Source organism: Methylobacterium sp. A49B, assembly GCF_053346215.1.
Genome location: NZ_JBKFBO010000126.1, coordinates 1 through 22077, shown reverse-complemented (window position 1 = coordinate 22077; position 22077 = coordinate 1). Strand labels below are relative to the sequence as shown.

Below are 22077 nucleotides of genomic sequence, written 5' to 3'. Positions count from 1 at the left end.
GTGCCGGTATCGTTCGGCCAGGGCCATGAGGGCCTGGGCGAGTTCGGTGAGGTTGGCGGAGGCCGCCTCCACCTGCCGCGTGCCGGCCGCGGTCTGCTGGCTGGCCTGCCGGATGTTCTGCAGCGCCCCCATCACCTGCTCGATCCCGAGTTGCTGCTGGTTCGTCGAGGCCACGATCTGCTGGAACGTCTGCACGTTCTCCTCCACCCGCGCGGTGATCTCCTCGATCGTGCGCTGCGTCGTGTCCGAGCGCGTCTTGCCCGCCGCCGCCCGCTTCACCGCCTCCTCCGTCAGCATCACCGACGTGTTGATGCCCCGCTGGATCTCGCCCAGCAGACCCCGCACCTGGCCGGTGGCCGCCTTCGCCTGATCGGCCAGAAGCTTCATCTCGGAGGCCACGACCGCAAAGCTCAGGCCGCTCTCGCCGGCCGCCGCCGCCTCGATGGCCGCGTTCAGCGCCAGCAGGTGCGTGCGCTCCGAGATGTCGTTGACCGTCCCGATGATGTCGCCGATCGTCTGGGTCTTCTCCGACAGGCTGACGATGTTGCCGGCCACCGCCTCCGCCTGCTCGCGGATCGCCTCCATCGCCTTGGCCGTGTCGGAGACCGCCCGCAGGCCCTGGCGCGAGGTCTGGGCGGTCGCCTGGGCGGTGGCGATCACCTCGGTGGCGCGCTTCGAGATCTGCGCGCCCGAGTGCGTGATCTCGTCGACCGTGGCCGCCGTCTCCTGCACGGCCGCGAACTGCTGCTCGACCGAGGCCGCCTGCTCCTGCGCCGAGGCGCGGATCTCGGCCGCCGCCGCGTTCAGGTCGGCCGTCGCCGCCCGGTTGGTCCGCGCAAGGTCCGACAGCCCGGACACCATCGCGTTCAAGGTCCCCGCAAGACGGCCGACCTCGCCACGGACGCCCGCCTCGAGGCGGCCTGACAGGTCGCCCGCGCCGACCTGCTCGACGAAGGCCATCACGCGCAGCAGCGGGCGGACGACCAGCCGGTTCACCGCCCAGCCGATGCCGGCGCAGATCAGGAGCGTGATCAGGGTTCCGCCCCACAGGGCGACGCTCTCGTCGCGCTCGGCCTGCAGGACCCGCGCCCGCTGCATCGTCTGCGTCCGCTCCTCCAGGGCCTCGATGGCGGCGAGCTTGTTGCGCAGCGTGTCGAACATCGCCTTGCCCTTGCCGTCGGCCTCGACGGCGAGCGCCTCCGCGCGCGTGGCCGGGTCGGCCGCGCGGCGGATGGCGGCCTCGCCGATATCGGCCTGCCATGTTCGCGCCGCCGTCACGGCATCGGCCAGCAGGGCCGAGCGCTGAGCATCGGCTCCGATCTCGGTCCGCAACCGGTTGACCGCATCGTCCAGGGCCGGCCGTCCCGAGCGGTAGGGCTCAAGGCTCCCGTCGCGGCCGGTGATCAGGTAGCCCCGAAGCCCGGTCTCCTGGTTCAGCATCGCGCCGCGGAACCCGTCGAGGGCGCGGATCACCTGACTCGAATGGGCGAGGGCATCGTTGGCCGACTGCAGTTGGTTGCGCGTGATCAGGACGGCGCCGCTGCTGAGGATCGTGACCAGGGCGATGATGCCGATGGCGCCGCCCAGGGTGCGGTTGAGGCCAGACGTTTTCGGCATATCCGATTCTTCCCACTCAGCCGCGCGGTCGCCGATCGACGGCGTGACTGGCCGATACCAGCGCGTGTCCGCGGCTGAAACCGGTTCCCCGCAGTTCTTCGACGACGCAGGTCCCGCGCGCTGTGCCGGCCTCGCCCCACGCCCGGCGGCCTGGGCGGCCAGCACTTCCATCCGACGGGCGACGAATCAATCGGCCGGATCCGAAGCGCCGGCGGCCTCCTCACCGTCCCGGACGCCCAGCGCGGCCTTCTCGGCCAGCAGCGTCGCCAGCGCGGCGCGGGTCAGGTCACCCTGCTCCCCATGGGGTCGGTCGAGGGCCTCCGTCAGGGCGCGACGGTACCGGTCCTGGATCGCGGCGAGGCGCGTCGGGAGACCGACTCGCGCGATCGGCTTTCCGACGACCGGTCCGGGATCCGCGGACCTCCGAGCGGGGGACTTTCTCTGGGGCATGTGGGAGCAAGACCGGAGCCGCGCCGGAGTTCCGCGTCTCGATCCATGGCCGCGAGCCTCCCGAGCCACGTTCCGTGGCGACACCCGAGGGGACCACGGCTCAATACAGCTTCCATCCCCGCACAGGACGCAAAAGGTCCTGAACCGACAGCTTTCGTCCGGCTTCGCCGCGACGATTGTGGGAAAACTCCTTTCATCGCACCTGTCGATGAAGCTCGCGTCTGCGGCACGAACGTGACGCGCCCCTGACCGCCAAGCTACGACACAGAGCGCGGCTGGGGTCGGGAGCAACGCGGCGCCCGGGGCCGCGGTAGGCGCGCCGCACGGAGGACATGTCCATGCTGACGAGACGGGGCTTCGTAGATTGTGCGCTCTGCGCCGTGTTGACCGGCTTCACGGCGACCGCCGTCGAGGCCCAGCCACAGCCGTCCGCGCAGACATCCGGTGTCACGCGGACGATCCTCAGCACCGAGGAGCTGCCCGGGGGACAATATGTGGTCGTCCAGGTCGCTGCCGAGATCGCGCCGGGCGCGACCGTCGCCCGCCACACGCATCCGGGGATCGAGTCGTCGGTGATCCTGGCGGGCGAGGCGGAGTTGTTCGTCGATGGCCAGCCGAACCGGACCTTGCGGGCCGGGGACAGCTTCCAGGTTCCCGCGGTCACCCCGCACAGCCTGCGCAACGGCTCCGGTGCGACCCGCGTCGCGGGGACCTACACGGTGGAGAAGGGCAAGCCTCTCGCCTCACCGGCCTGATCGGCACCGACATCGTGCCGGCACCCCGCGCGGGGGGTTTCACGGCGTCGCGCCCGGTCCGTGCACGGCCGGCCGCTCTCGGACGGTCGCGTTCGTCCGACCCCGCGCCGAGCACGACGCGCGCCCACCTTTGCCTTGACCCAGCGGCGGCCGCACCGTGCAACACTCTGATTCGCCGACCGAAGCGATCCCGCGATCGCAGGAGGCAGCGGGACGCCGATCATAGCCGCCCGCTTCAACATGCAGTGGAGGGCCAAAACGCTGCGGATGTAAATTTTTGTCGACCACGAGCAATTACTTCGAAAATTATAGCATAATTTTCACGGATAACTTGGCAAGTTTGTTCAGAGAGGTTTCGCCTGCCAGAGTTATCCCGATTTACACCCTTGCGCACGGACAGGTACGTGTGAAATTCCGGATCGCGCACGGCCGATTTCCGCGATTGAGGCGACTTCCGGCCTGAAAAAGAATACGCACCGAGAAAATCAGTATTGTGATCGGCACCGAAAAATGTAATCTTCCGAAGCAGTGACGAACAAGCGTTAGGCATCCCTCTCCGGGATCGAAATCATGTTGACACTGACTGCTCCGGAACCGAGCAATCAGGGCCGTTATGCGGAGCGACGGTCCATCGCATTGGCCAACGTGAACTGGTTTCGAAGGCTCGCTTGGCGCGCGCTACGCGATGAAAGCCCGCAAGGCGCGCTGCGGGCCGCCGCCGCGCGCGCCGCCGCCCGCATCGTCATCCGGCAGGCGAAGCGGGACGCTCTGATCACCAGCATGGCCCGCGAGGCGCTCGGGACCCGGTAGGGTAGAACGCGCACGCGATCCGAGAGGATCCGCCACCCGTGCCGGATCTCCGGGGCGGCGGGTCGGAGACGCACGGCACGGACGTCAGGAGGCGAGGAGCGCCGTCAGCACCGCGCGCGATCCCCGCGCGAGCATCTCGGCAGATCCCGGCTGTCACCGTGCCGCCGGACTAAGGCAGCCGCCGACACCGAGGCGACCTTCAGGGAACCGTCAGCCGGCCGCCGCTTTGCTCTCGTTCGACCGGGAGGCGCGCCATGGCCGAAATCCGCATGTCTCAGAATCAGGACGGCCGCTGGACGATCTATGCCGCAGGCCTCGTCGTGACGGATCTCACCCGGGAGACCGCTGAAGCGTTCGTCGCGAGCTATCGGCGGATCGCCGCGACCTGAGCGGGACCGCGTGCGCCCCGGAGCCGCAGGGTCGGGAACCGAACCCGCACGCGGGCGATCTCCGATGGATCGCCCCGCATCGGCGATCCGGAGGCGAGCGATGGCCGAGACCGACGATCACGAGGCGACCTACAAGGCGTTCAAGGAGGTCGTGAACATGACGGCCTCGGCGCTGGAGAAGCACCTCAAAGGCGACGCCAGCCAGTCGGTCGGCCAGAAGAAGGGCGGGGCCGGGGAGGCGACCGGCCATCAGGAAGGCCGGCGCATCGTCGAGATCCTGCACGCGAAGAAGGCCGACCTTTCGGACGACGATTATCAGCACATGCGCAAGGTCGTCGGCTACGTGCACCGGCACCTGAAGCAGGGCGGCCCGAAGGACGAGGCTGCCGTGCGGGACTCGCCCTGGCGACTGTCGCTGATGAACTGGGGGCACGATCCGATGAAGGATGGGTGAGCCGGGGCGGGCTGCGGGCATCGAGCGGGCATCGGGATCGGCGCACCCTTCCCCGGTCGATGCCTTGACCGCGGTGTGCCAGACTCCAACACAGCTTTGATCGCTCCCTTTACCGTTTGTTAACCTTTCTAAACAGTTTAGTAACGGGATTCCGGCCGGCAGGGAGTGGGCGTTCCGTGAGCGAGTTGCAGAGGCTTCTGGACGATCCTCGGTTCCGGCCCGCCGACAAGGCCAAGCGGGAGCCGGGCGCCGCACCCGAAGCCAATGCCGGCGGCCTGCTGCGCGTCGTCTCGTCGGCAGCCGAGCCGGCCGAGACCGCGATGCCGCCGGTCCCGACCCAGGATTGGGACGCGCTGATCCACCGCGTGCACACCGCGGCCCGCCAGGCGCGCGTGATCGAGGCGCAATCCCGCGAGCGGGAGGAGCGCATCGAGCACGTCCTGCAGCGTGTCCGGGAGGACATCACCACCGCCAACGAGCGCGCCCGCATCGCCGAGATGCAGGCCCGTGAGGCCCAGGTGCGCGCCGAGGCGCAGATCATCGCCGCCGAGGAGCGGGTGAAGGCCGCCGAGGCGCGGGCCCACGCCGCCGAGGAACGGGCCCAGCATGCCGAGGAATGGCTGGGCCGCGTTCAGGACGCGATCCTGTCCGAGTTCTCGGACCTGACCGACCAGGCTGCGGCATGAGCAGCCCGGCCCGCGCGGCGATCCCCGTGCTGGACAGCCGCGGGCCGGTCGAAATCGGGCGCGACGGCGCGGCCGACCCGGTGGACCGGGTGGTGGCGCTGTTCTCCGGGGCCGGGCGGCCCCCGGCCGCCGCGGGGGACGATTGGTCGGCCTCCCTGACCGCCGTGCGCGGCATCGCCACGCAGGTGCGCACCCTGCAAATGAGCGCCAGGGATTCGATCCGGGAGGCCCAGCGCTCGGTGCGCGAGGCGGAGACGGCGTTGCGCGCCGCCGAGGATCGGGCGGAGCACGCCGAAGGTCTGCTGCGCGCGGCGATCGCCCGGGCCGAGCGGGCCGAGGAGCACGCACGCGCGGCGGCCGAGCGGGCGGAGCGGGCGGAGGCCCAGACGGCAGAGGCGCGGGCGTGGCTGCGGCGCATGCACGAATGCATGGTCAGTGAGTTCGGCGCCCTGACCCGGGACGCTGCCCAGCCCTGACCGGGTCCGGGGGTGAGCGGCGCCGCGATGACCGGAGCGGTCGCGACGTCGAGCGCGTGCTGCGCCCCGCATAGGGCTCGCCCGCACCGTGAAGGATCGCGATGTGAAGGACCGCGATCTCCGGCGGCAGGTCGCGGATGCGGGTCTCGGACAGGACCGGCAGCCATGGCGGCGGAGAGCGCTCTCGGTCGCGTGCCGTGACGGCCCGGAGGACGGAGAGGCCGAAGGCGCGCAGCGCGACCGGACGCGGGGAATGCAGCGGCCCTTGTTCCCGCATCCTGTGGCCCGGCTGCCACAATGCGAACAACCTGTTTAAGGGCGCGACAAGACCTCCCCCGCCAAAGATCGGGTCTCGCGTCGCTTCGACGCCGTTTGGCCGGCAGGGTCGCCGTGACGCTCAGCCTCGTCCTCAGCACCGCCCTTCCCCTGCTCACTGGCGCGGTGGCCGTGCTGTGGGCTGGCCTGGTCGCGCCGGAGCTGGAGGAGGGCCCGGATACCCCCGAAGCCCGGGACCTGCGGACATGGTGAGTTCGGGGCGCGTGCGGGGTGCGCGCGGGACGCCGCTAACGCTGTCTTCACCCTGCCGCCAGGGGGCGGCAACCCTCCTGGGCGGTCGTCATTGCTAGGGGATGACCCTGTTGACGATCGTGCCTCCGGCTCAGCCGCTGCCCAGCCGGCCCGCACGGGACCGCCTGGCCGGACGTCACGGGGTCCTGCTCGGCCAGCTCGCGCAGGCGTTGAACAGGCCGGCGGAATCCTTCCTGGAGGAGCCGCCTCCGGACGGGGAGGCGGGCGAACTCTGCGCCCTGGTGCGCCACTGGCTGGCGATCGGTGACGGACAGGCGCGCCGCCGCGTCCTGAGCCTGGCGCGCCAGGAGGCCGAGCGGTCCGGCTACAGCGAGTGCGCCTGAGAACGGGCCCGCGGGCGGGACGGATTCCGGGAGCGGCCAGCGGCGCGCTATGAGGGGCGGGCGCCCTCGCGGCGAGGGCCGGTACAGGGAGACCGCACATGGATCTCGGCTTGAGCGGGCGCCGGGCGCTCGTCTGCGCGGCGAGCAAGGGGCTCGGCAAGGGCTGCGCCCTGGCGCTGGCCCGGGAGGGCGTCGCGGTCACCATCACCGCGCGCACCGCCGAGGCGCTGGAGCGGACCGCGGACGAAATCCGGAGCGCGACGGGCGTCACCGTCACCGTCGTCGCGGGCGACATCGCCACCGAGGCCGGCCGCGCCGCCGCGCTGGCCGCTTGTCCCGAGCCCGACATCCTGGTCAACAACGCCGGCGGCCCGCCCCCCGGCGATTTCCGCGCGTGGGACCGCGACGCCTGGATCCGGGCGCTCGACGCCAACATGCTGGCGCCGATCGCCCTCATCAAGGCGACCGTGGACGGCATGATCGACCGGAAGTTCGGCCGGATCGTCAACATCACCTCCGGCGCCGTGAAGGCACCGATCGAGCATCTCGGCCTGTCGAACGGCGCCCGTTCGGGGCTGACAGGCTTCGTGGCCGGCCTCGCCCGCCAGACCGTGCGGCACAACGTGACGATCAACAACCTGCTGCCCGGCCCCTTCGACACGGACCGGATCCGCAGCAACGCCGAAGCGGGCGCCGCCAAGGCCGGGACCACCGTGGAGGCGTTCCTGGAGGCGCGGGCGCGCGACAACCCCGCCGGCCGGTTCGGCCGCCCCGACGAGTTCGGCGCCGCCTGCGCGTTCCTGTGCAGCCAGCACGCCGGGTTCATCACCGGGCAGAACCTGCTGATGGACGGCGGCGCCTATCCCGGCACGTTCTGAGGCCTGCCGCCCGCAGGTGCTCCTCGCGCCTGGCGGTCCGTCGCGCGGGCGCGCGGCGAAGACCGTCCGGGACCGGCGCGTGCGGGCATGATCCGGGGCGTCTCGGGTGTCTCGGACGCGCATCGCGCGGGAAGGCCGGCTCCTCGTGGGACGGATCCGGGGGCCGGGCAGGGGATTGCGGCCCCGCGCGGCGCGCCGCCGGGAGCATGGCCCGAAACCCGCCGCTGCCGGGGTGACGCGGGACGCCGCGAAGCCCGAACGCAACGTTGCTCAAAGCCGGCTTCCCGGCGTCCCGCGGACAGGACGCGCACCGGCTGGCCGGCGCCCGTCCTCGTCCGTTCGTGCGTCCGGTGTCCGTCACGCGGGGGCTCGAACGACGCTAAGGCGCTTCGGGGTGCTCCTCGCCCCCCGCGCTTCCGAGCGAGCCTTCGTCGCACGCCCTCTCGTCGTGGAGGGCGCCGTCTAACCACCACACCGCCCAGGACAGGGTCGCCGATGGGCACTGAGCGGCCGGCGGCATTTCCTCCGCCAGCCGCCGCCCAGCCCGAGCCGGGGGCATGTCGAGTCCCGCGCCCGGGGCTGCCGCAGCCGACGGCAGACGCAGGCACCGTCCCGCCGCCGCCGACCCGGCGGCTGACCGGATCGACGCCCCGAGGCGTCTCACGACGCGTCGCGGCGGGCGTTCGGACTAAGGGCATAGATTAGGAATATTGTCAAGTCCGATGCGTGCGCTCCCCGGGCTTTCCCCCACCCTCCGTCCCCCCGGATGCCTGTTTCGGCAGGCCTCGGGCAGACGCGCGATCTCTGAAGCCGCCTGCGCGGCGGCTTCGCCGTCCCCTGGGTTGAGAGCGACGATCCTTCGAGATCGCGTCGCCCGGCGGCGGTGGCATCTGCCCCTCCCGGCCAGCCCTCGGATCCACGGACCGCATCGGAGCGGGCCGCCGGAGCCGACCATCGGAGCGGGCATTGCTGTCTTCCCGCGCGGGATGACGGGAGCGCTGCCGGCTGCCCCGGGTCGCGGCACCGGCCGCCGCGCGTCGGGCGCATTGCCGCGCGCCGTCCCCTGATGCACCTTGCCGGCTATCCGGCTTGGAACGGCACGCTGCGGTGTTCCACCGCGCCGCGCCCGGATCACGGGACCGCATGCGCCGGGGCAGCGATCCCGAATGGAACCGCCCGGCAGGGAGCCGCCGCATGAGTGCAGCCACGCCATCGATCGTCGCGGACCGGGAGGCGGAGTCCGGGGGAGGGGGTGAGGAAGCGGTCCGCGCGATGCGCGTCGATCTCGCGGCCGCCTACAGGCTGATCCATCGCCTGGGCCTCGACGACAGCATCTACACCCACATCTCGGCGCGGCTTCCGGGCGGCGGCCACCGCTTCCTGATCAACCCCTACGGGATGCGCTTCGAGGAGGTGACGCCGCAGAACCTCGTCACGGTCGACATCGACGGACAGGTGCTCGAGGACCCGATGGGCCTCGGCATCAACCCGGCCGGCTTCACGATCCACAGCGCCATCCACGCCGCCCGCCACGACGCGGTCTGCGTGCTGCACACCCACACCGTGGCGGGCGTGGCGGTCTCCTGCCAGGAGGAGGGGCTGCTGCCCCTGAACCAGTGGTCGATGCAGTTCACGGGGCGCGTCGCCTATCACGCCTACGAGGGCATCGCCCTCGACCTCGACGAGCGGCAGCGGCTGGTGGCCGATCTCGGCGACAAGCCCGTGATGGTGCTGCGCAACCACGGCCTGCTGACCTGCGGTCGCACGGTCGGCGAGGCGTTCCGGCTGATGCACAACATGGAGCGCTCGTGCCGGGCGCAGCTGGCGATCCAGGCGGCGGGCGCGCCGGTGATCCGACCGTCCTCCGCCATCGCCACCAAGACCGCCGGGCAGTACGCCGCCGGCTATGACCGCGTCGTGGTCCAGGGGGCGCCCGACAACGAGTGGGCGGCGTTCAAGCGGATGCTGGCGCGGACGGATCCGGATTTCTTCGTGGACGCGTGAGGCGAGACGTCGACCGGGCGTGTCCCTCCCCCCTGCGGGCTACGATGTTCGCAGATCTCCGGCGGACCACCGCCGCTTGTGGCAGGGCGCGCCGGGCCCCTCTCCCGCACGGGAGAGGGACCCGCGCTTCAACCTGCGGCCATGGTGCCGCCCACGCGGCGTGAATCCGCAAACCCCTGCGGGCGAGGGACATGCCTCCGCGGATGGGCCCACGCCTCACCCCTCGGCCCAGGCTCCGCTCGACCGGTAGGTCTGCTTCAGGAACGCGATGAACGCCCGGGTCTTGGCCGGGACGAAGGCCCGGCTCGGATAGACCGCGAAGATGCCCGCCGAGGCCGCGGCGGTGTAGGCCGGCAGCACCACCTCCAGCCTGCCGTCGCGCAGCTCCGCATGCACGTCCCAGGTGGAGCGCAGCGCAATCCCCAGGCCGCCGATCACCGCCTCGCGCACCACCTCGTTGGAGTGGGTGCGCAGGGGACCGGACGCGCCGACCGTGCAGGGGCCCTCCGGTCCGACGAGACGCCAGGGGTTCTGGTTCTCGGTGGCGAGGCAGACATGGCCGCGCAGGTCGTCGAGGCGCTCCGGGCGCCCGGCCGCGTCGAGGTAAGCCGGCCGCGCGCAGAGAACCCGCCGCACCGGCGCGAGACGCACCGCCGTCAGGCCGGAACTCTCCAGCGCGCCGACCCGGATCGCGAGATCGTAGCCGCGCTCGACGATCGACTCGAAGTCGTCGCTCAACTCGAGGTTCAGCACGAGGTCGGGGTGGAGGGCGAAGAAAGCCCGCAGGTGCGGGACGATGTGCAGCCGCCCGAAGGAGCTCGGGGCCGTGACCCGGAGCGTGCCCCGCGCCCGGGACGCCGTCTGCGACACGAGGCTTTCCGCCTCCGCGATCGCGTCGACGATCGGGGCGATCCGCTCGAAGAAGGCCGCGCCGACATCGGTGGGGGCGACCCGCCGGGTCGTCCGGTGCAGCAGGCGCACGGCGAGCCGCTCCTCCAGCCGCTTCAGCCGCTTGGAGACCACCGCCACCGACAGGCCGAGTTCCGATCCGGCCTGGGTCAGGCTGCCGGTCCGGACCACCCGGGCGAAGATCTCCAGGTCGCTCTGGTCGTTCATTCTCAACGCTGCGGAAAGAATCAAATCCCTTTTGCCGCCTTTTTCGCGGCTGCCAACCGGTCTATCCCGATGGTCTCAAAAAAATTTCATGCGCCATTCGATTTTTTCTGAACGGCGCGCCGATCCAGCTCACCGAGCCAGCTCAAGGAGCCGCCATGTCGGGTCTCGTCGTCGCCGAAGATCTCCGCACCTTCCTGGCTGAGGAGGCGCTTCCAGGGACCGGCGTCTCGGCCGACCGGTTCTGGTCGGGCTTCGCGGCGATCGTCCGGGACCTCGCGCCGCGCAACCGCGCGCTGCTCGACCGGCGCGACGACCTGCAGGCCGATATCGATTCCTGGCACCGCGATCATCGCGGCCTGCCGCACGATCCGGCGGCCTACGCGGCGTACCTCACGCAGATCGGCTACCTGCAGCCGGAGCCCGACACCGTGCGGGTGACCACCGGGAACGTGGACGCGGAGATCGCCGCGATCGCCGGGCCGCAGCTCGTCGTGCCGATCTCCAACGCCCGCTACGCCCTCAACGCCGCCAATGCCCGCTGGGGCAGCTTGTACGACGCCCTCTACGGCACCGACGCGATCCCGCAGGACGGCGACCTCGCCCCCGGCGGCGGCCTCAACCCGGCCCGCGCCGCCGCGGTGGTGGCCCGGACCAAGGCGTTCCTCGACGCCACCGCGCCGCTCAGCGTCGGTTCCTGGGCGGATGCCGTGGGATTCGCCGTGGCGGGCGGGCGCCTCGCCGTCGACCTGGGGGCAGGGCGCAGCGCCGGCCTGACCGGCGCGGCGGCCTTCGCGGGCTTCACCGGCGCTCCCGAGGCCCCGACCGCGCTCCTGCTCCGCCACAACGGCCTGCACGTCGAGATCGTGATCGACCGGGCGAGCCCGATCGGCCGCACCGACCCCGCCGGCATCGCCGACGTGGTGCTGGAGGCCGCCCTCTCCACCATCATGGACATGGAGGATTCGGTGGCGGCCGTGGATTCGGCCGACAAGGTCGCGGTCTACCGCAGCTGGCTCGGCCTGATGCGCGGCGACCTCGTCGCCACCCTGTCCAAGGGCGGCCGCACCGTCGAGCGGCGCCTCGCCGCCGACCGCACCTACGCGGCCCCCGACGGCGGAAGCCTGACCCTGCCGGGACGGTCGCTGATGCTGGTCCGGCATGTCGGCCACCACATGTATACCGACGCCGTGACCCTCGACGGCGCCGAGATCCCCGAGACGATCCTCGACGCGGCCGTCACCGCGCTGATCGCCCTGCACGACCTGAACGGCACCGGCCCCTTCCGCAACAGCCGGACCGGCTCGGCCTACATGGTCAAGCCGAAGCTGCACGGCCCCGACGAGGTCGCCTTCGCGGTGGCGCTGTTCGACCGGGTCGAGGCGCTGGTCGGCCTCGCGCCGCGGACCCTCAAGATCGGCGTCATGGACGAGGAGCGGCGCACGACCCTGAACCTGAAGGCGGCGATCGCCGCGGCCGCGGACAGGCTGTTCTTCATCAACACCGGCTTCCTCGACCGGACCGGCGACGAGATCCACACCTCACTGGAAGCGGGACCGGTGGTCCGCAAGGACGCCATGAAGGCGACCGCCTGGATCCAGGCCTACGAGGACGGCAACGTCGATGCCGGCCTCGCCTGCGGGCTGCCGGGCCACGCGCAGATCGGCAAGGGCATGTGGGCCGCCCCCGACCGGATGGCCGCCATGCTCGACGCCAAGGGCGCCCATCCGGAGGCCGGCGCCAACACCGCCTGGGTCCCGTCGCCGACCGCCGCGACGCTGCACGCCCTGCACTACCACCGGACGGATGTCCGCGCCCGCCAAGCCGCGCTCGCCGGCCGGGCGCCCGCGACCCGCGCCGCCATGCTGACCCTGCCGCTGGCCGAGGGCCGCTTCGCGCCGGACGCGGTGCGGGAGGAGCTCGACAACAATTGCCAGGGCATCCTCGGCTACGTGGTCCGCTGGATCGACCAGGGCGTCGGCTGCTCGAAGGTGCCGGACATCCACGATGTCGGGCTGATGGAGGACCGCGCCACCCTGCGGATCTCCAGCCAGCACATCGCCAACTGGCTGCGCCACGGGATCGTGGACCGGGCGCAGGTCGAGGCGGCGCTGCGGCGGATGGCGGGCGTCGTCGACCGCCAGAACGCGGGCGATCCGGCCTACCGGCCGATGGCCCCGGGCTTCGACGGCTCGGCCTTCCGGGCGGCGGAAGCCCTGGTGTTCGAGGGCGCCCGCCAGCCGAACGGCTACACGGAATTCGTGCTGCACCGGTTCCGCCGGGAGGCGAAGCGCCGGGGTGCCTGACACCGCCGCTTCCGGATCCCGCCGGCACGCTGTGCCTCGGGATCCGCCCTCACGGCGCCGCTCAGCGTCCCTTCCGCGTCATCACGTAGACGAGGAGATTGGCCACCGCCCGGTAGAATTCCGCCGGGATGGCCCGGTCGACCTCGACATGGTCATACATCGCCCGGGTGAGCGCCTTGTCGATGACGATCTCGATCCGATGCTTCTCGGCGATCTCCCGGATGCGCAGGGCGATCAGATCCCTGCCCTTGGCCAGGACCATCGGGGCGTCGTTCTCGCCCTGGTCGTAGCGCAGCGCGATGGCGAAGTGCGTCGGGTTGGCCAGGATCATGGTGGCGCGGGGGACCGCCGCCATCATCTGCTTGCGCAGGCGGTCCTGCGCGAGGGAGCGCATCCGGGCCTTGACCAGCGGGTCGCCCTCCAGCTGCTTGAACTCGTCCTTCAGCTCCTGCCGCGACATCCGCAAGTCGCGCTGCCAGCGCAGCCGGGTCCAGACCAAGTCCCCGGCGACCAGCGCGATGGTCGCGACGCTGACCGCCGAGACGAGGCGCACCGACAGGGTCAGCAGAAATTCGGGCAGCCCGATCGGATCCACAAACATGACATTCACGATCTCGTGGCGGTCCGCGCGCAGGACCATGAAGGACATGCCGCCGATGGCCAGGAACTTGAAGAGGCTTTTTCCGAACTCGACGAATCCTTGTAAACTGAACGTTTTGCGCCAGCCGCTGGCGGGCGAGATCCGGGACCATTGCGGCTGGATCCGCTGGAACACGATGCGCGGCGCGTTCTGGAAGATCGACGCGGCGACCCCGGCGACGAGGAGGATCATCAGGATCGGCAGCAGGAACCGCCCCATCTCCAGCGCCAGCGCGTGGACGAGGTGCATCGCGTCCCGGCTGTTCTCCAGGGGGTAGTTGCGCGGCTGCTCGACGAACAGCGCGAGCCGCCGCACGAACGGAGCGCCCTGATCCCGCGCCCCGTAGACGAGGAAGACCAGGATGCCCATGATCGAGGCGAAGATCGGGGCCTCCCGCGAGAACGGGATGTTTCCCTGCTCGATCGCGTCGCTGATCTTCTTGCCGCTCGCCTCCTCGGTCTTGCTCTCCTGATCCTCGGACATGCGGGTGGATCGCTCTCGAGTGCTCTCCGCCGAAGTGGGCGCCGGTTCGGCGCACGAGAGCGCGTTATGACGAAGGCTTGGAGCCGTGCCCGATGGCACCGCGATCGGGCGCGGCCCTAGCGGATGTAGGTGTCATCCGAATCGGCCGCGCTGAGCTCGATCTCGCCCCGGGCCGCCATCTCCAGGGCTTGGTCGGTGATGAAGCGGCGGGCTTCCAGCACGTCCCGCTGCGAGACGGGTTCGCCCCCCTCCAGCTCGTGCTCGACGAGGCGCCGGGCGCGGGCCGTGAGGGCACTGAGCACGACGCTGCGCAGCGGGCCGCTCGTGCCCTTCAGGGCGAGGATGACCTTCTCGTGCGGGATCTGGTCGAACAGGGTCGTGCGCGCCCGCGGCGTCAGGTTGATGATGTCGTCGAAGGTGAAGAGCAGGCTCTTCAGGATCTCCGCCGATTTCGGGCGCGACTGCGTGAGGCTGTCGAGCACCTCCTCCATGCTCTGGCGCTCCATCTTGTTGATGATGTCCGCCATGCGCGAGTGGGTGTCGGCCGCGGCGTTGCGCGCCAGGTTGATCATGAAGTCCTCGTGGATCGTCTGCTCGATCATCTTCATCGTCGCCTCGACGATCGGCTTGAAGGTCAGCATCCGCCGCATCACGCCGTTGCGCAGGGGGGCCGGGAGCTGGGCCATCACCCGGGCGGCGCAGGCGGGCTTCACCTTCGACAGGATCAGCGCCACCGTCTGGGGATGTTCCTTCACGAGGTAGGCGGCCAGCGCCGTCTCGGACCCGTTGGAGATCCGGTCCCAGATCGAGCGCTCCCCCGCCCCGAGGACGTCGGCCATGAGCTCGGAGATCTGCTCGGGGGGCAGGATCCCCTCGAGCAGCTTCTCCATCTCCCGCGCCGTCCCGACGAGGTTCGCACCGTCGGCGAACAGGGTGGCCAGCTGCTCGACGACCGCCTCGAGCTGGACCCGCGGCACCGGCCCGAGCTGCGAGACCGCACGGGTGATCTGCTTCAGCTCGGCGCTGTCGAAGTACTTGATCAGCCGGCTCGCCGTGGCCTTGTTCATCGCGATGAGGACGGCCGCGACCTCCTCGGACGGTGTCAGGACCCTGCGGCCTGCCTTGGTCACCGCGCCTGCGGCCATGGCGATGCCTCCTGTCAGCCGTTGGGATCGGCCGCCGAGGGACCGACGATCTCGGTGAGGGACACGCCGAAGCGCGAGTTGTCGTCCTCCACCACCACGACCTCGCCCCGGGCGATGACGCGGCCGTTGACGACGACGTCGACGGGCTCGCCGACGCGGTGATCGATCTGGCGGGTCGAGGGTGCGGCCGAACGGTCGCCGCGCAACGCCTGGGACCCGAAGGCGCCGGAGAACCGGCGCATCGAGATCCTCCTGCAGGGATCCGCGGGATGAGGCGGATCCTCCCGGTCGCCCTCGGACTGCTCGCCGCGGGGCCGGTCGCCGCGGAACCGGCGCTGGTGTCGACAACGACCGTGCCGGCAGCGACCGTGCCGGAGGCCGCTCCGCCGGCGGGCGGGCCTGCGCCGCCCGTACCGGCGGCGCCCGCGGCATCGGGCGCGGCGCCGCGATCCCGGCCGGACGGTCCGGTCGCCTGGATGCGGACCCTGCAGCTGCTCCAGGACCGGGTCGCCGGAGGCTCCCTGGCCGCCCACGAGAGCCAGCCCGTGGTGATCGCCCGGATCAACGCGGATCTGCAGAACGCGGCTCCGGAAACCTGGGCCGACCCGCACAATGTCCGCGCCGCCATCGTCATCGCCCTGAGCGGCGGCGGTCCGGCGATCCTGCGGCGCCTGACGGGCCGAGCCGGCCTCGGCGAGCCCGAGGCGACGCTGGCGCGTGGGGCGCTCGCCTACGTCGAGGGACGCGCGGCCGAGGCGAACCGCCTGCTCGCGGATGTCGACACCACGCTCCTGCCACTGACGCTGGCCGGCGCGATCGGCCTCACGCAGGCCTCGCTCATCGTGACGGAGAACCCGATCCGGGCGGTCGCGCTGCTGGACCGCGTCCGGCTGCTGCTCCCCGGGACCCTCACCGAGGAGGGAGCCCTGCGCCGGGAGATCTTCACCCTCGGGCAGGTCGGCGATCTGCGGAGGTTCGAGATCCTGGCGATCCAGTACCTGCGCCGCTTCCCGCACTCGATCTATGCGGGCAACTTCCGCCAGCGCCTCGCCTATCAGCTGACCCAGTTCGACGTCGGCCAGGACGCGGAAAAATTCGCGGTGCTCAACAGGATCCTGGGTGAGCTCGGCGCCCAGAGCCGGCGGGACCTGTACCTCCTGATCGCCCGGACGGCGATCCAGGAGGGCAAGACGGCCTCGGCGCTCCTGGCCGCCGACAAGGCCCTCGGGCTCTGCGCGCCCGGGAGCCCGGCCTCGAACCAGGCCCTGCTCTACCGGGCCGCCTCCGAGATCGTGACCCTGGCGACGTTCCCGTCCGGCCTGCGGACGTTGCGGAGCCTCGACAGGGCCAGGCTGCCGCCCCGCGACGCCCCCCTGTTCGACACCGCGCTGGCGACGGCCGAGGAGATCGGGCGCGGACTCACCGGCGGCCCCGTGCCGCCGGCGGAGGCTGCCGCGTCGAGGCTGTCGCAGGCCGCGGCAGCCTCCGCCGACGCGCCGGGCAGCCTGATCCCCAAGGTCCAAGCCATGATCGACCAGGTCGATCTGCTCCTCCGGAAGGCCAATCCGTGAACCCGATCTCCGCCACGGTCCAGAAGCCCGCCCCGAAATCCGATCGGGACATCGCCGCCCCGCAATCGGACGCCGATTCCCAGTCCGCGCCGGGCGCGGAGCGGAGGCGCGACTTCCACGCCGTCCTGCGGCAGGCCTCGGGCCGGCCGGCCGCGTCGCGGGCGGAGGCCGATCCGGGCATTGAGGCGGAGGCCGACGCGCCGGACGGGACGGTCGATCCGACGGCACCCGCGCGTTCCGCGGGGACCCCGTCGTCCCCGGCCCCGTCCGCCGCGGCGGCCGCGGCGGCGCTCGCCAGCCTCCTGAACACCGCGCTTCCGGGGCCCCTCCCGTCGACCGGCGCGGATGACGGCGCGACACCCGGGCCGGATGTCCCGGTCGCCGCCGCGTCCGCGACGGCCGGACCCGGACCGGATGCGGGGATCCCGGCCGGAAACCGGCCCGGGACCCGCGCGGACGCCCGGACGATCGCGGCACCGGAGGCCGCCGCCTCCGGTGGAGTCCCGCCGGTGGCGGTGCTCGACCGCGCGGTCCACTTCAAGCCCGTCATCGCCGCCGCGACTCCTGCCGCCCCGACGCGGCCGGGACCCGTGGCGGCGCCCATCGCGGACGCCGCCAAGACCCAGCCGCTCCGGGCCGCCCTGCCGGATCTGGTCGCCGCCGCGGCGAAGGTCGCGCCCAGGATCCCGGTCCCGCTCCAGGCCGAGCCCCGTCCCGCAGAGGCCGTTTCCGTCGCGGCGCCGGGCCCCGACAGGGCGGACCTCACCGCGCTCGCCGACAGCCGCGCCGTCACGGGCCTCGTCAGGGCCGTCCTGGACACGGACGGCCACCCCGAGTCGAAGGACGCGTCCGCTCACGGGGCGCAGGACGGAGCCGGGACCGGCCTCCCCGCCGCCACCCTGACGACGCTCGCCTCCGCCATCCGGGACGCGGCCAGCGCCGCCGCCGAGGCCGCCCCGGATCCCCGCATCCAGGCCGATCCGGCGGTCCGGGCCGCACCGGACGGGCCGATGCGCGTCCTCCGGATCCAGCTCAGGCCGGAGGAACTCGGGACCGTCACGGTGGAGCTGCGGCTCGCCAACGGCCAGCTCGAGACGCATCTGCGCGCCGCGCGGCCCGAGACGGCCGCGCTCCTCCACCGGGATTCGGCGATCCTGACGGATCTGCTCAAGCAGGCCCATTACCAGGCCGAGGTGACCGTCGGGCAGGCCCGCCCCAGCGATGGGGGCGGCTCTTCCGGAGGCTCCCCCGCACAGGGGCAGCCCGCGTTCGGGCAGGGCGGTGCCCGGCCGGGCCAGGGAGGGGAGCGGCAGCGGCAGGCGGAGCAGCACCCGGCCGCCGGCCGGCGCGACGGGGAGCGGACCGATGAGACGATACGTCCTCGCGACGGCGGCGTTTATCTCTAGCGCGGTCCCGGCGGCGGCGAATGTCTGCGAGGCCGAGATGGGCCGCGCCTCGGCGCGCTACGGCGTGCCGCTGGGCGTGCTCTACGCGGTCGGCCTCGCCGAGACGGGCAAGCGCGGCTCGCTCCAGCCCTACGCGATGAACATCGAGGGCGCGGCCTATTTCGGGAGTGGCCCGCGGGACGTGGTGGCGCATTTCACCGAGGCGCGCCGCAGGGGCGCGCGCCTGATCGATCTGGGCTGCATGCAGATCAACCACCACTACCATGGCGGCAAGTTCGGCTCGGTCGAGGCCATGATCGAGCCGCGCGCGAATGTCGAGTACGCCACGCAGTTCCTGAAGGCGCTGAAGCAGCGCGAGGGCAGCTGGACGATGGCGGTGGCCCGCTACCATGCCGGCCCGCACAACAACGCGGCGCAGAAGGTCTATATCTGCCGCGTCATGACCAACATGGTCGCCACGGGCTTCGGCCAGTGGACGCCGGGCGCCAAGCAGTTCTGCCGCTGACGCCGCGCAGGTCCGCGGGGTGTCGCGCCCGGAGCCAGGGGCGGGGGCCCCTCAACCGCGCAGGCTCAGGCCCCACGCCTCCGCGATCGCGAAGGGCAGCTGGAGATTGGCCTCGCACATGATGGCGAAGGTCGCGCGGTAGACGTTCATCAGGGACCAGACGTCGAGCCGGTGGTACGCATCGAGGGGCACTCAGAACCGCTCCTGTTCGCCGCACCGTCGCGATCATGGGTGACGACGGCACGGGAACAACACGCCGGGGCGGGCCGGGTTCTGCGGCGACGCTGCCGCAGCCGCCGGGAGGGTTTGCCCGCGCGTGGGCCGCGGCGGTCCGGGGCTGCGAAAATCTGCGGTGGAAACAGGTCCAAAGACTGATGTCCCGCACCGATGGCGACCTATTGCCTGATGAGGCCCTGATCGAAACGGCAGAAACCGTCGCGTTCTCGTGCGTGGAGCGGCATCATGAGCGACCCGTCGAACGGTCCTTCGACCGTGACCGTGCTGCTGATCGCGCTCACCCTCGCGGCCATCGCGGTCTCCACCTACACCCTGATCCGGATGGATTAGAGCGCCCGCCACCGAAGCGGGTGCCGGTCCGGCGCGAACCGGCGCGTCGCCGCGGGACCCGGAGCCCGCACCACCCGGCCGCCACGGGACGGGCGCGTCCGGCCTCCTCTCCCGCCCGGGCTCCGCCGTTCGCACGGCCTTTCGCCGACGCGCGCTCCTACCCCGTCACGGGGAGGAGCTTGGGGTTCGGAGATCCCGCGTGGAGGTGGTGCAGGATCGCGCGCAGCGGTGCCTCTGCACCCCCAGCCCTCGCCTCTCCCCGCAAGCTCGAGCGATCCCGGGCAGGCCAGGGGTCGCCAGGGATCGCCAGGGGAGGGGACCGGCGCCCCATCCGATCGGGAGGGTGTCACACGCCCCGGCAGGTGCCGTAGCTGACCTTGATCTCGCTGCGGTCCTCGGGATTCAGCTGCGCTTCGACGAAGTTCATCCTGTTCAGGTCGATCAGCAGGAAATAGACGCCGTTCTGGCACTTGATGGCGTTGCGCGGCGTGCGCTCGTTCAGGCGCGGCGACGCGGTCTGGCACTCGTAATAGTCGGAGCGCCCGGCGGAGATCACGGTCAGCAATCCACCGCTGGAGACCAGCGAGAACGTCCGGGCCTTATGGGGCTTCGCCCCTTCCGGTGCGGGGACCGGGTCGAGGCCGGTCGACACCTCCTCCGTACACGCCATCGGGCGACGCAGTTGGGAGGCCGACGGCGTGATGCTCAGCAGGAGGAGCGCACAGGCGAGCGCTACCCGGTTCGCGATCATCGGCGGCAGACCCGTGATTCGTGGGTAGTTTCTACCGGCAAGCTAGGCCGGTGTCCGCAGGTGTAAATGACGCATGTTCGGATCGCCGCGCCGATCAACAGATTTACCGCAGCGCTCGACGTCCTTTCACTGATGAAAACGGGCGGTTCCGGGCGGGCCGGCGGCATTCGGCCCGGCCCGGAGGCCGGTTCCGGCGGCGCCTCGGCGCCGCGGCTCTCAGGTGTCGGGCTCCTCGGATCCGTGCGGGTTGTCGTTGGCCGCCGCGTCGGCTTCGCGCCGCGCCGCGATCTCCGTGCCGATCTCCATCAGCAGTAACCGCGACAGGAGTTGCATCGCCGGCGTCCCGTGCGAGGCCGTGAGCCGGTGCACGCGGATGGCAGCGTCCGCCAAGCGGTCGAAACCCTCGTCATCGGGCATGGCGGCGCGACACCCTGCTAGTGGCCGAGCATACAACCTAAAGGTTAGGCCCGGGTTCGACCGCCGGCGACGAAACAAAGCTGGCCGCTTGTTCACCGCCCCATCCCACCCGATGCCTGTCGCCGGCCCGATCTCTCCGGCCGGGGCCCAGCGCCGGGCAACCTGTGCCTCCATCGGGTGCGGCGGACATCCGCCGCCGCAGCGGTTTGCGGGATTCGGTGCGGGGCAACGCCGGGACGCGGCGCCGGGGCCGTCCCTCCGGGCCGGGGGAGCGGAAGCGCCCTACGGCGTGGGCACGGACGGTGCGGCCGCGAAGGTCAGCGCAGGCAGGGCAGGGGCCGCGGGCGTCGCAGACCGCTCCGTCCTGGCCGCGCGGGCATCGCGCTTCTCGTAGAAGGCGTTGCCTCCGGCGACGGCCACGTAGTGCATGTTGGTGTAGGGGAAGTGGTGCCCGGCGGTGTGGAAATACATCGCCTTGCCGACCTTCGGGTGCCGTTCGCCCGCCAGGACGGCGTCGGCGGCGTCTGCGACCTTCTGCAGGTCCTTGTCCTGCATCGGCTTGGTCAGGACGCCCGGGGCGAACTGCCCGGGCTGGCCGACCACCGCGCAGATTCCGCCCGGGAAGATCGCGTTCTCGAGCCGGTTCATGACCACGGTGCCGACGGCGATCAGCCCGTCCGAGTCGCTCCGGTTCGACTCGAAGTACATGGCTCGGCCGAGGCAGTCGCGCTCGGCATCGCTCACGACCAGCGGCGGCTTGCGGTCGGGGATCGATCCCGTCGTGAGCACCGGCGCGCCCGTATTGCAGGCTCCCAGACTCCAGGCCGTGGCCAACACGGACAGAACAGGAACAATCTTCGTCCTCTCGCTACCCCGCATGCATGCGTGCTCCGTGCCCCTTCGGCCTCGCTCCGGCGCGCGGCAACGCCGAAGAGCGCTGCGGCACCACGCCTCGACAGGGCGCAGACGGAGCTTGACTGTACGTTCACGGCGAGGATGTGGCGGCGGCCGGCCGCCCGACGGTCGTGGGCCAACTCGGAAGGGGTGCGCCGGTCAGTGCTGGCCCTGGCCGGCGGCCAGGATGGTGACGCCCACGGCGATCACCGCGATGCCCACCAGCATCGCCGGGCTGATCGCCTCGCCGTACAGCCACGCGCCGCCGAGCGCCGCGCCGATCATGCCGACGCCGGACCAGATCGCGTAGACGACGCCGATCGGCAGCATGTCCATGCTGGTCGACATCAGCCACAGGGCGAGGCCGTAGCCGAGCGCCACGATCCTGGTCGGCCCCGGCCGCGTGAGGCCGTCGGCGGCCTTCAGCGCCAGGGTGGCGGTGACCTCGGCGCCGATGGCGAGCCCGAGGATCAGGAACGGATTCATGGCACAGGCCCCCCTCGGGCTGAGCAAGATTCGTGAACCGGCCGGACGATGCGTGTAAGGACCAGCGTCGAATCGGGCATCCGGGCAGACGAGAGCGAGATCCTCCGGCGCAAGTCTGCTTCGGATCGACCGCGCGATCGGGGCGGCCAGCGCGCGACATCTCTCCACGGAATCCATGAACATTTCCGAACCCGCATCGCCGTCGCCCGATGACCCGGCCCGGGCCGGCCCGTGCGGTGCCGTTCTCGGCCGGCCGACGGGGTTCGTTAAGGCCTCCCGCCCATGGTGGCGGCGGGCCGGCGGCCGCGCCGCGGCCGACACGCCCGCAACCGTCACGACCCGCAGCGACACAGAGCCATCATG

Annotated in this window: 23 protein-coding genes and 1 pseudogene; 13 read left to right on the top strand and 11 right to left on the bottom strand. The window is 71.5% G+C overall.

Annotation, left to right across the window (positions count from 1 at the left end; genetic code table 11):
- Positions 1-1617, bottom strand: a 1617-nt coding sequence (locus ACLBX9_RS25565) for a methyl-accepting chemotaxis protein (RefSeq protein ID WP_447720893.1), incomplete at its 3' end; no start/stop codon positions are given.
- Positions 1618-1803: 186 nt separating this feature from the next.
- Complete coding sequence (locus ACLBX9_RS25560; RefSeq protein ID WP_010686747.1) at positions 1804-2067, bottom strand: hypothetical protein; 264 nt, start codon at positions 2065-2067, stop codon at positions 1804-1806.
- 338 nt (positions 2068-2405) lie between these two features.
- On the opposite strand from ACLBX9_RS25560, the gene ACLBX9_RS25555 reads away from it, so the two are divergent.
- The 9 genes from ACLBX9_RS25555 (at position 2406) to ACLBX9_RS25515 (ending at position 9430) form a co-directional block, all read left to right on the top strand.
- On the top strand, positions 2406-2822 hold the full coding sequence (locus tag ACLBX9_RS25555) for a cupin domain-containing protein (RefSeq protein ID WP_010686748.1): 417 nt from the start codon (positions 2406-2408) through the stop codon (positions 2820-2822).
- A 636-nt stretch (positions 2823-3458) separates the two neighbouring features.
- Positions 3459-3632: a hypothetical protein gene (locus tag ACLBX9_RS25550; protein ID WP_447720892.1), complete on the top strand. Its 174-nt coding sequence runs from the start codon at positions 3459-3461 to the stop codon at positions 3630-3632.
- Positions 3633-4121: 489 nt separating this feature from the next.
- The gene (locus ACLBX9_RS25545; protein ID WP_447720891.1) at positions 4122-4475 is read left to right on the top strand and encodes a DUF3140 domain-containing protein; all 354 of its coding nucleotides are present in this window, start codon (positions 4122-4124) and stop codon (positions 4473-4475) included.
- 176 nt (positions 4476-4651) lie between these two features.
- Positions 4652-5161: a hypothetical protein gene (locus ACLBX9_RS25540; protein WP_010686752.1), complete on the top strand. Its 510-nt coding sequence runs from the start codon at positions 4652-4654 to the stop codon at positions 5159-5161.
- Complete coding sequence (locus ACLBX9_RS25535) at positions 5158-5637, top strand: hypothetical protein (protein ID WP_010686753.1); 480 nt, start codon at positions 5158-5160, stop codon at positions 5635-5637. Before ACLBX9_RS25540 ends, ACLBX9_RS25535 begins: the two co-directional genes overlap by 4 nt.
- Positions 5638-6009: 372 nt before the next feature.
- Positions 6010-6165: a hypothetical protein gene (locus tag ACLBX9_RS25530; RefSeq protein ID WP_158168487.1), complete on the top strand. Its 156-nt coding sequence runs from the start codon at positions 6010-6012 to the stop codon at positions 6163-6165.
- A gap of 110 nt (positions 6166-6275) precedes the next feature.
- A complete protein-coding gene (locus ACLBX9_RS25525; RefSeq protein WP_447720890.1) occupies positions 6276-6548 on the top strand; it encodes a hypothetical protein in 273 nt (90 codons plus the stop codon).
- Positions 6549-6646: 98 nt separating this feature from the next.
- Entirely contained in the window at positions 6647-7426 is a 780-nt protein-coding gene (locus ACLBX9_RS25520) for an SDR family oxidoreductase (protein WP_010686756.1), read from the top strand.
- A 1194-nt stretch (positions 7427-8620) separates the two neighbouring features.
- Positions 8621-9430 (top strand): class II aldolase/adducin family protein, encoded by an 810-nt coding sequence (locus tag ACLBX9_RS25515; protein WP_010686758.1) that lies wholly within the window; start codon positions 8621-8623, stop codon positions 9428-9430.
- Positions 9431-9646: 216 nt separating this feature from the next.
- On the opposite strand, the gene ACLBX9_RS25510 is transcribed toward ACLBX9_RS25515, so the two are convergent.
- Positions 9647-10546 (bottom strand): LysR family transcriptional regulator, encoded by a 900-nt coding sequence (locus tag ACLBX9_RS25510; RefSeq protein WP_447720889.1) that lies wholly within the window; start codon positions 10544-10546, stop codon positions 9647-9649.
- Between the two features lie 155 nt (positions 10547-10701).
- On the opposite strand from ACLBX9_RS25510, the gene ACLBX9_RS25505 reads away from it, so the two are divergent.
- Complete coding sequence (locus ACLBX9_RS25505) at positions 10702-12849, top strand: malate synthase G (RefSeq protein ID WP_447720888.1); 2148 nt, start codon at positions 10702-10704, stop codon at positions 12847-12849.
- A 61-nt stretch (positions 12850-12910) separates the two neighbouring features.
- Here the strand turns inward: ACLBX9_RS25505 and flhB are convergent, their stop codons facing one another.
- From flhB to ACLBX9_RS25490, 3 genes and pseudogenes are all read right to left on the bottom strand, one after another.
- Positions 12911-13972 carry a flagellar biosynthesis protein FlhB gene (gene flhB, locus ACLBX9_RS25500; RefSeq protein ID WP_010686761.1) on the bottom strand — a complete coding sequence of 354 codons (1062 nt, stop codon included), beginning with the start codon at positions 13970-13972 and terminating at the stop codon, positions 12911-12913.
- Between the two features lie 116 nt (positions 13973-14088).
- Positions 14089-15117 (bottom strand): flagellar motor switch protein FliG, encoded by a 1029-nt coding sequence (locus ACLBX9_RS25495; RefSeq protein WP_010686762.1) that lies wholly within the window; start codon positions 15115-15117, stop codon positions 14089-14091.
- A 14-nt stretch (positions 15118-15131) separates the two neighbouring features.
- Positions 15132-15284: pseudogene (locus ACLBX9_RS25490) on the bottom strand (FliM/FliN family flagellar motor switch protein); the annotation flags it as partial.
- Positions 15285-15386: 102 nt separating this feature from the next.
- On the opposite strand from ACLBX9_RS25490, the gene ACLBX9_RS25485 reads away from it, so the two are divergent.
- From ACLBX9_RS25485 to ACLBX9_RS25475, 3 genes are read left to right on the top strand one after another with little or no spacing between them, the layout of a single operon-like run.
- Positions 15387-16688 (top strand): chemotaxis protein, encoded by a 1302-nt coding sequence (locus ACLBX9_RS25485; RefSeq protein ID WP_447720887.1) that lies wholly within the window; start codon positions 15387-15389, stop codon positions 16686-16688.
- Complete coding sequence (locus tag ACLBX9_RS25480) at positions 16685-18094, top strand: flagellar hook-length control protein FliK (RefSeq protein ID WP_447720886.1); 1410 nt, start codon at positions 16685-16687, stop codon at positions 18092-18094. The genes ACLBX9_RS25485 and ACLBX9_RS25480 overlap by 4 nt, the downstream gene beginning before the upstream one ends.
- Positions 18054-18599 (top strand): transglycosylase SLT domain-containing protein, encoded by a 546-nt coding sequence (locus tag ACLBX9_RS25475; protein ID WP_447720885.1) that lies wholly within the window; start codon positions 18054-18056, stop codon positions 18597-18599. The genes ACLBX9_RS25480 and ACLBX9_RS25475 overlap by 41 nt, the downstream gene beginning before the upstream one ends.
- Before the next feature lie 51 nt (positions 18600-18650).
- On the opposite strand, the gene ACLBX9_RS25470 is transcribed toward ACLBX9_RS25475, so the two are convergent.
- The 5 genes from ACLBX9_RS25470 to ACLBX9_RS25450 all read right to left on the bottom strand — a co-directional run bounded on the left by ACLBX9_RS25470 (position 18651) and on the right by ACLBX9_RS25450 (position 21714).
- The gene (locus ACLBX9_RS25470; RefSeq protein ID WP_010686769.1) at positions 18651-18791 is read right to left on the bottom strand and encodes a hypothetical protein; all 141 of its coding nucleotides are present in this window, start codon (positions 18789-18791) and stop codon (positions 18651-18653) included.
- A 721-nt stretch (positions 18792-19512) separates the two neighbouring features.
- Positions 19513-19917 (bottom strand): hypothetical protein, encoded by a 405-nt coding sequence (locus ACLBX9_RS25465; RefSeq protein WP_010686771.1) that lies wholly within the window; start codon positions 19915-19917, stop codon positions 19513-19515.
- Between the two features lie 216 nt (positions 19918-20133).
- Complete coding sequence (locus tag ACLBX9_RS25460; RefSeq protein ID WP_010686772.1) at positions 20134-20334, bottom strand: hypothetical protein; 201 nt, start codon at positions 20332-20334, stop codon at positions 20134-20136.
- 282 nt (positions 20335-20616) lie between these two features.
- Entirely contained in the window at positions 20617-21123 is a 507-nt protein-coding gene (locus ACLBX9_RS25455; RefSeq protein WP_447720884.1) for a cell wall hydrolase, read from the bottom strand.
- 264 nt (positions 21124-21387) lie between these two features.
- A complete protein-coding gene (locus ACLBX9_RS25450) occupies positions 21388-21714 on the bottom strand; it encodes a DMT family transporter (RefSeq protein WP_447720883.1) in 327 nt (108 codons plus the stop codon).
- Positions 21715-22077 lie beyond the last annotated feature (363 nt).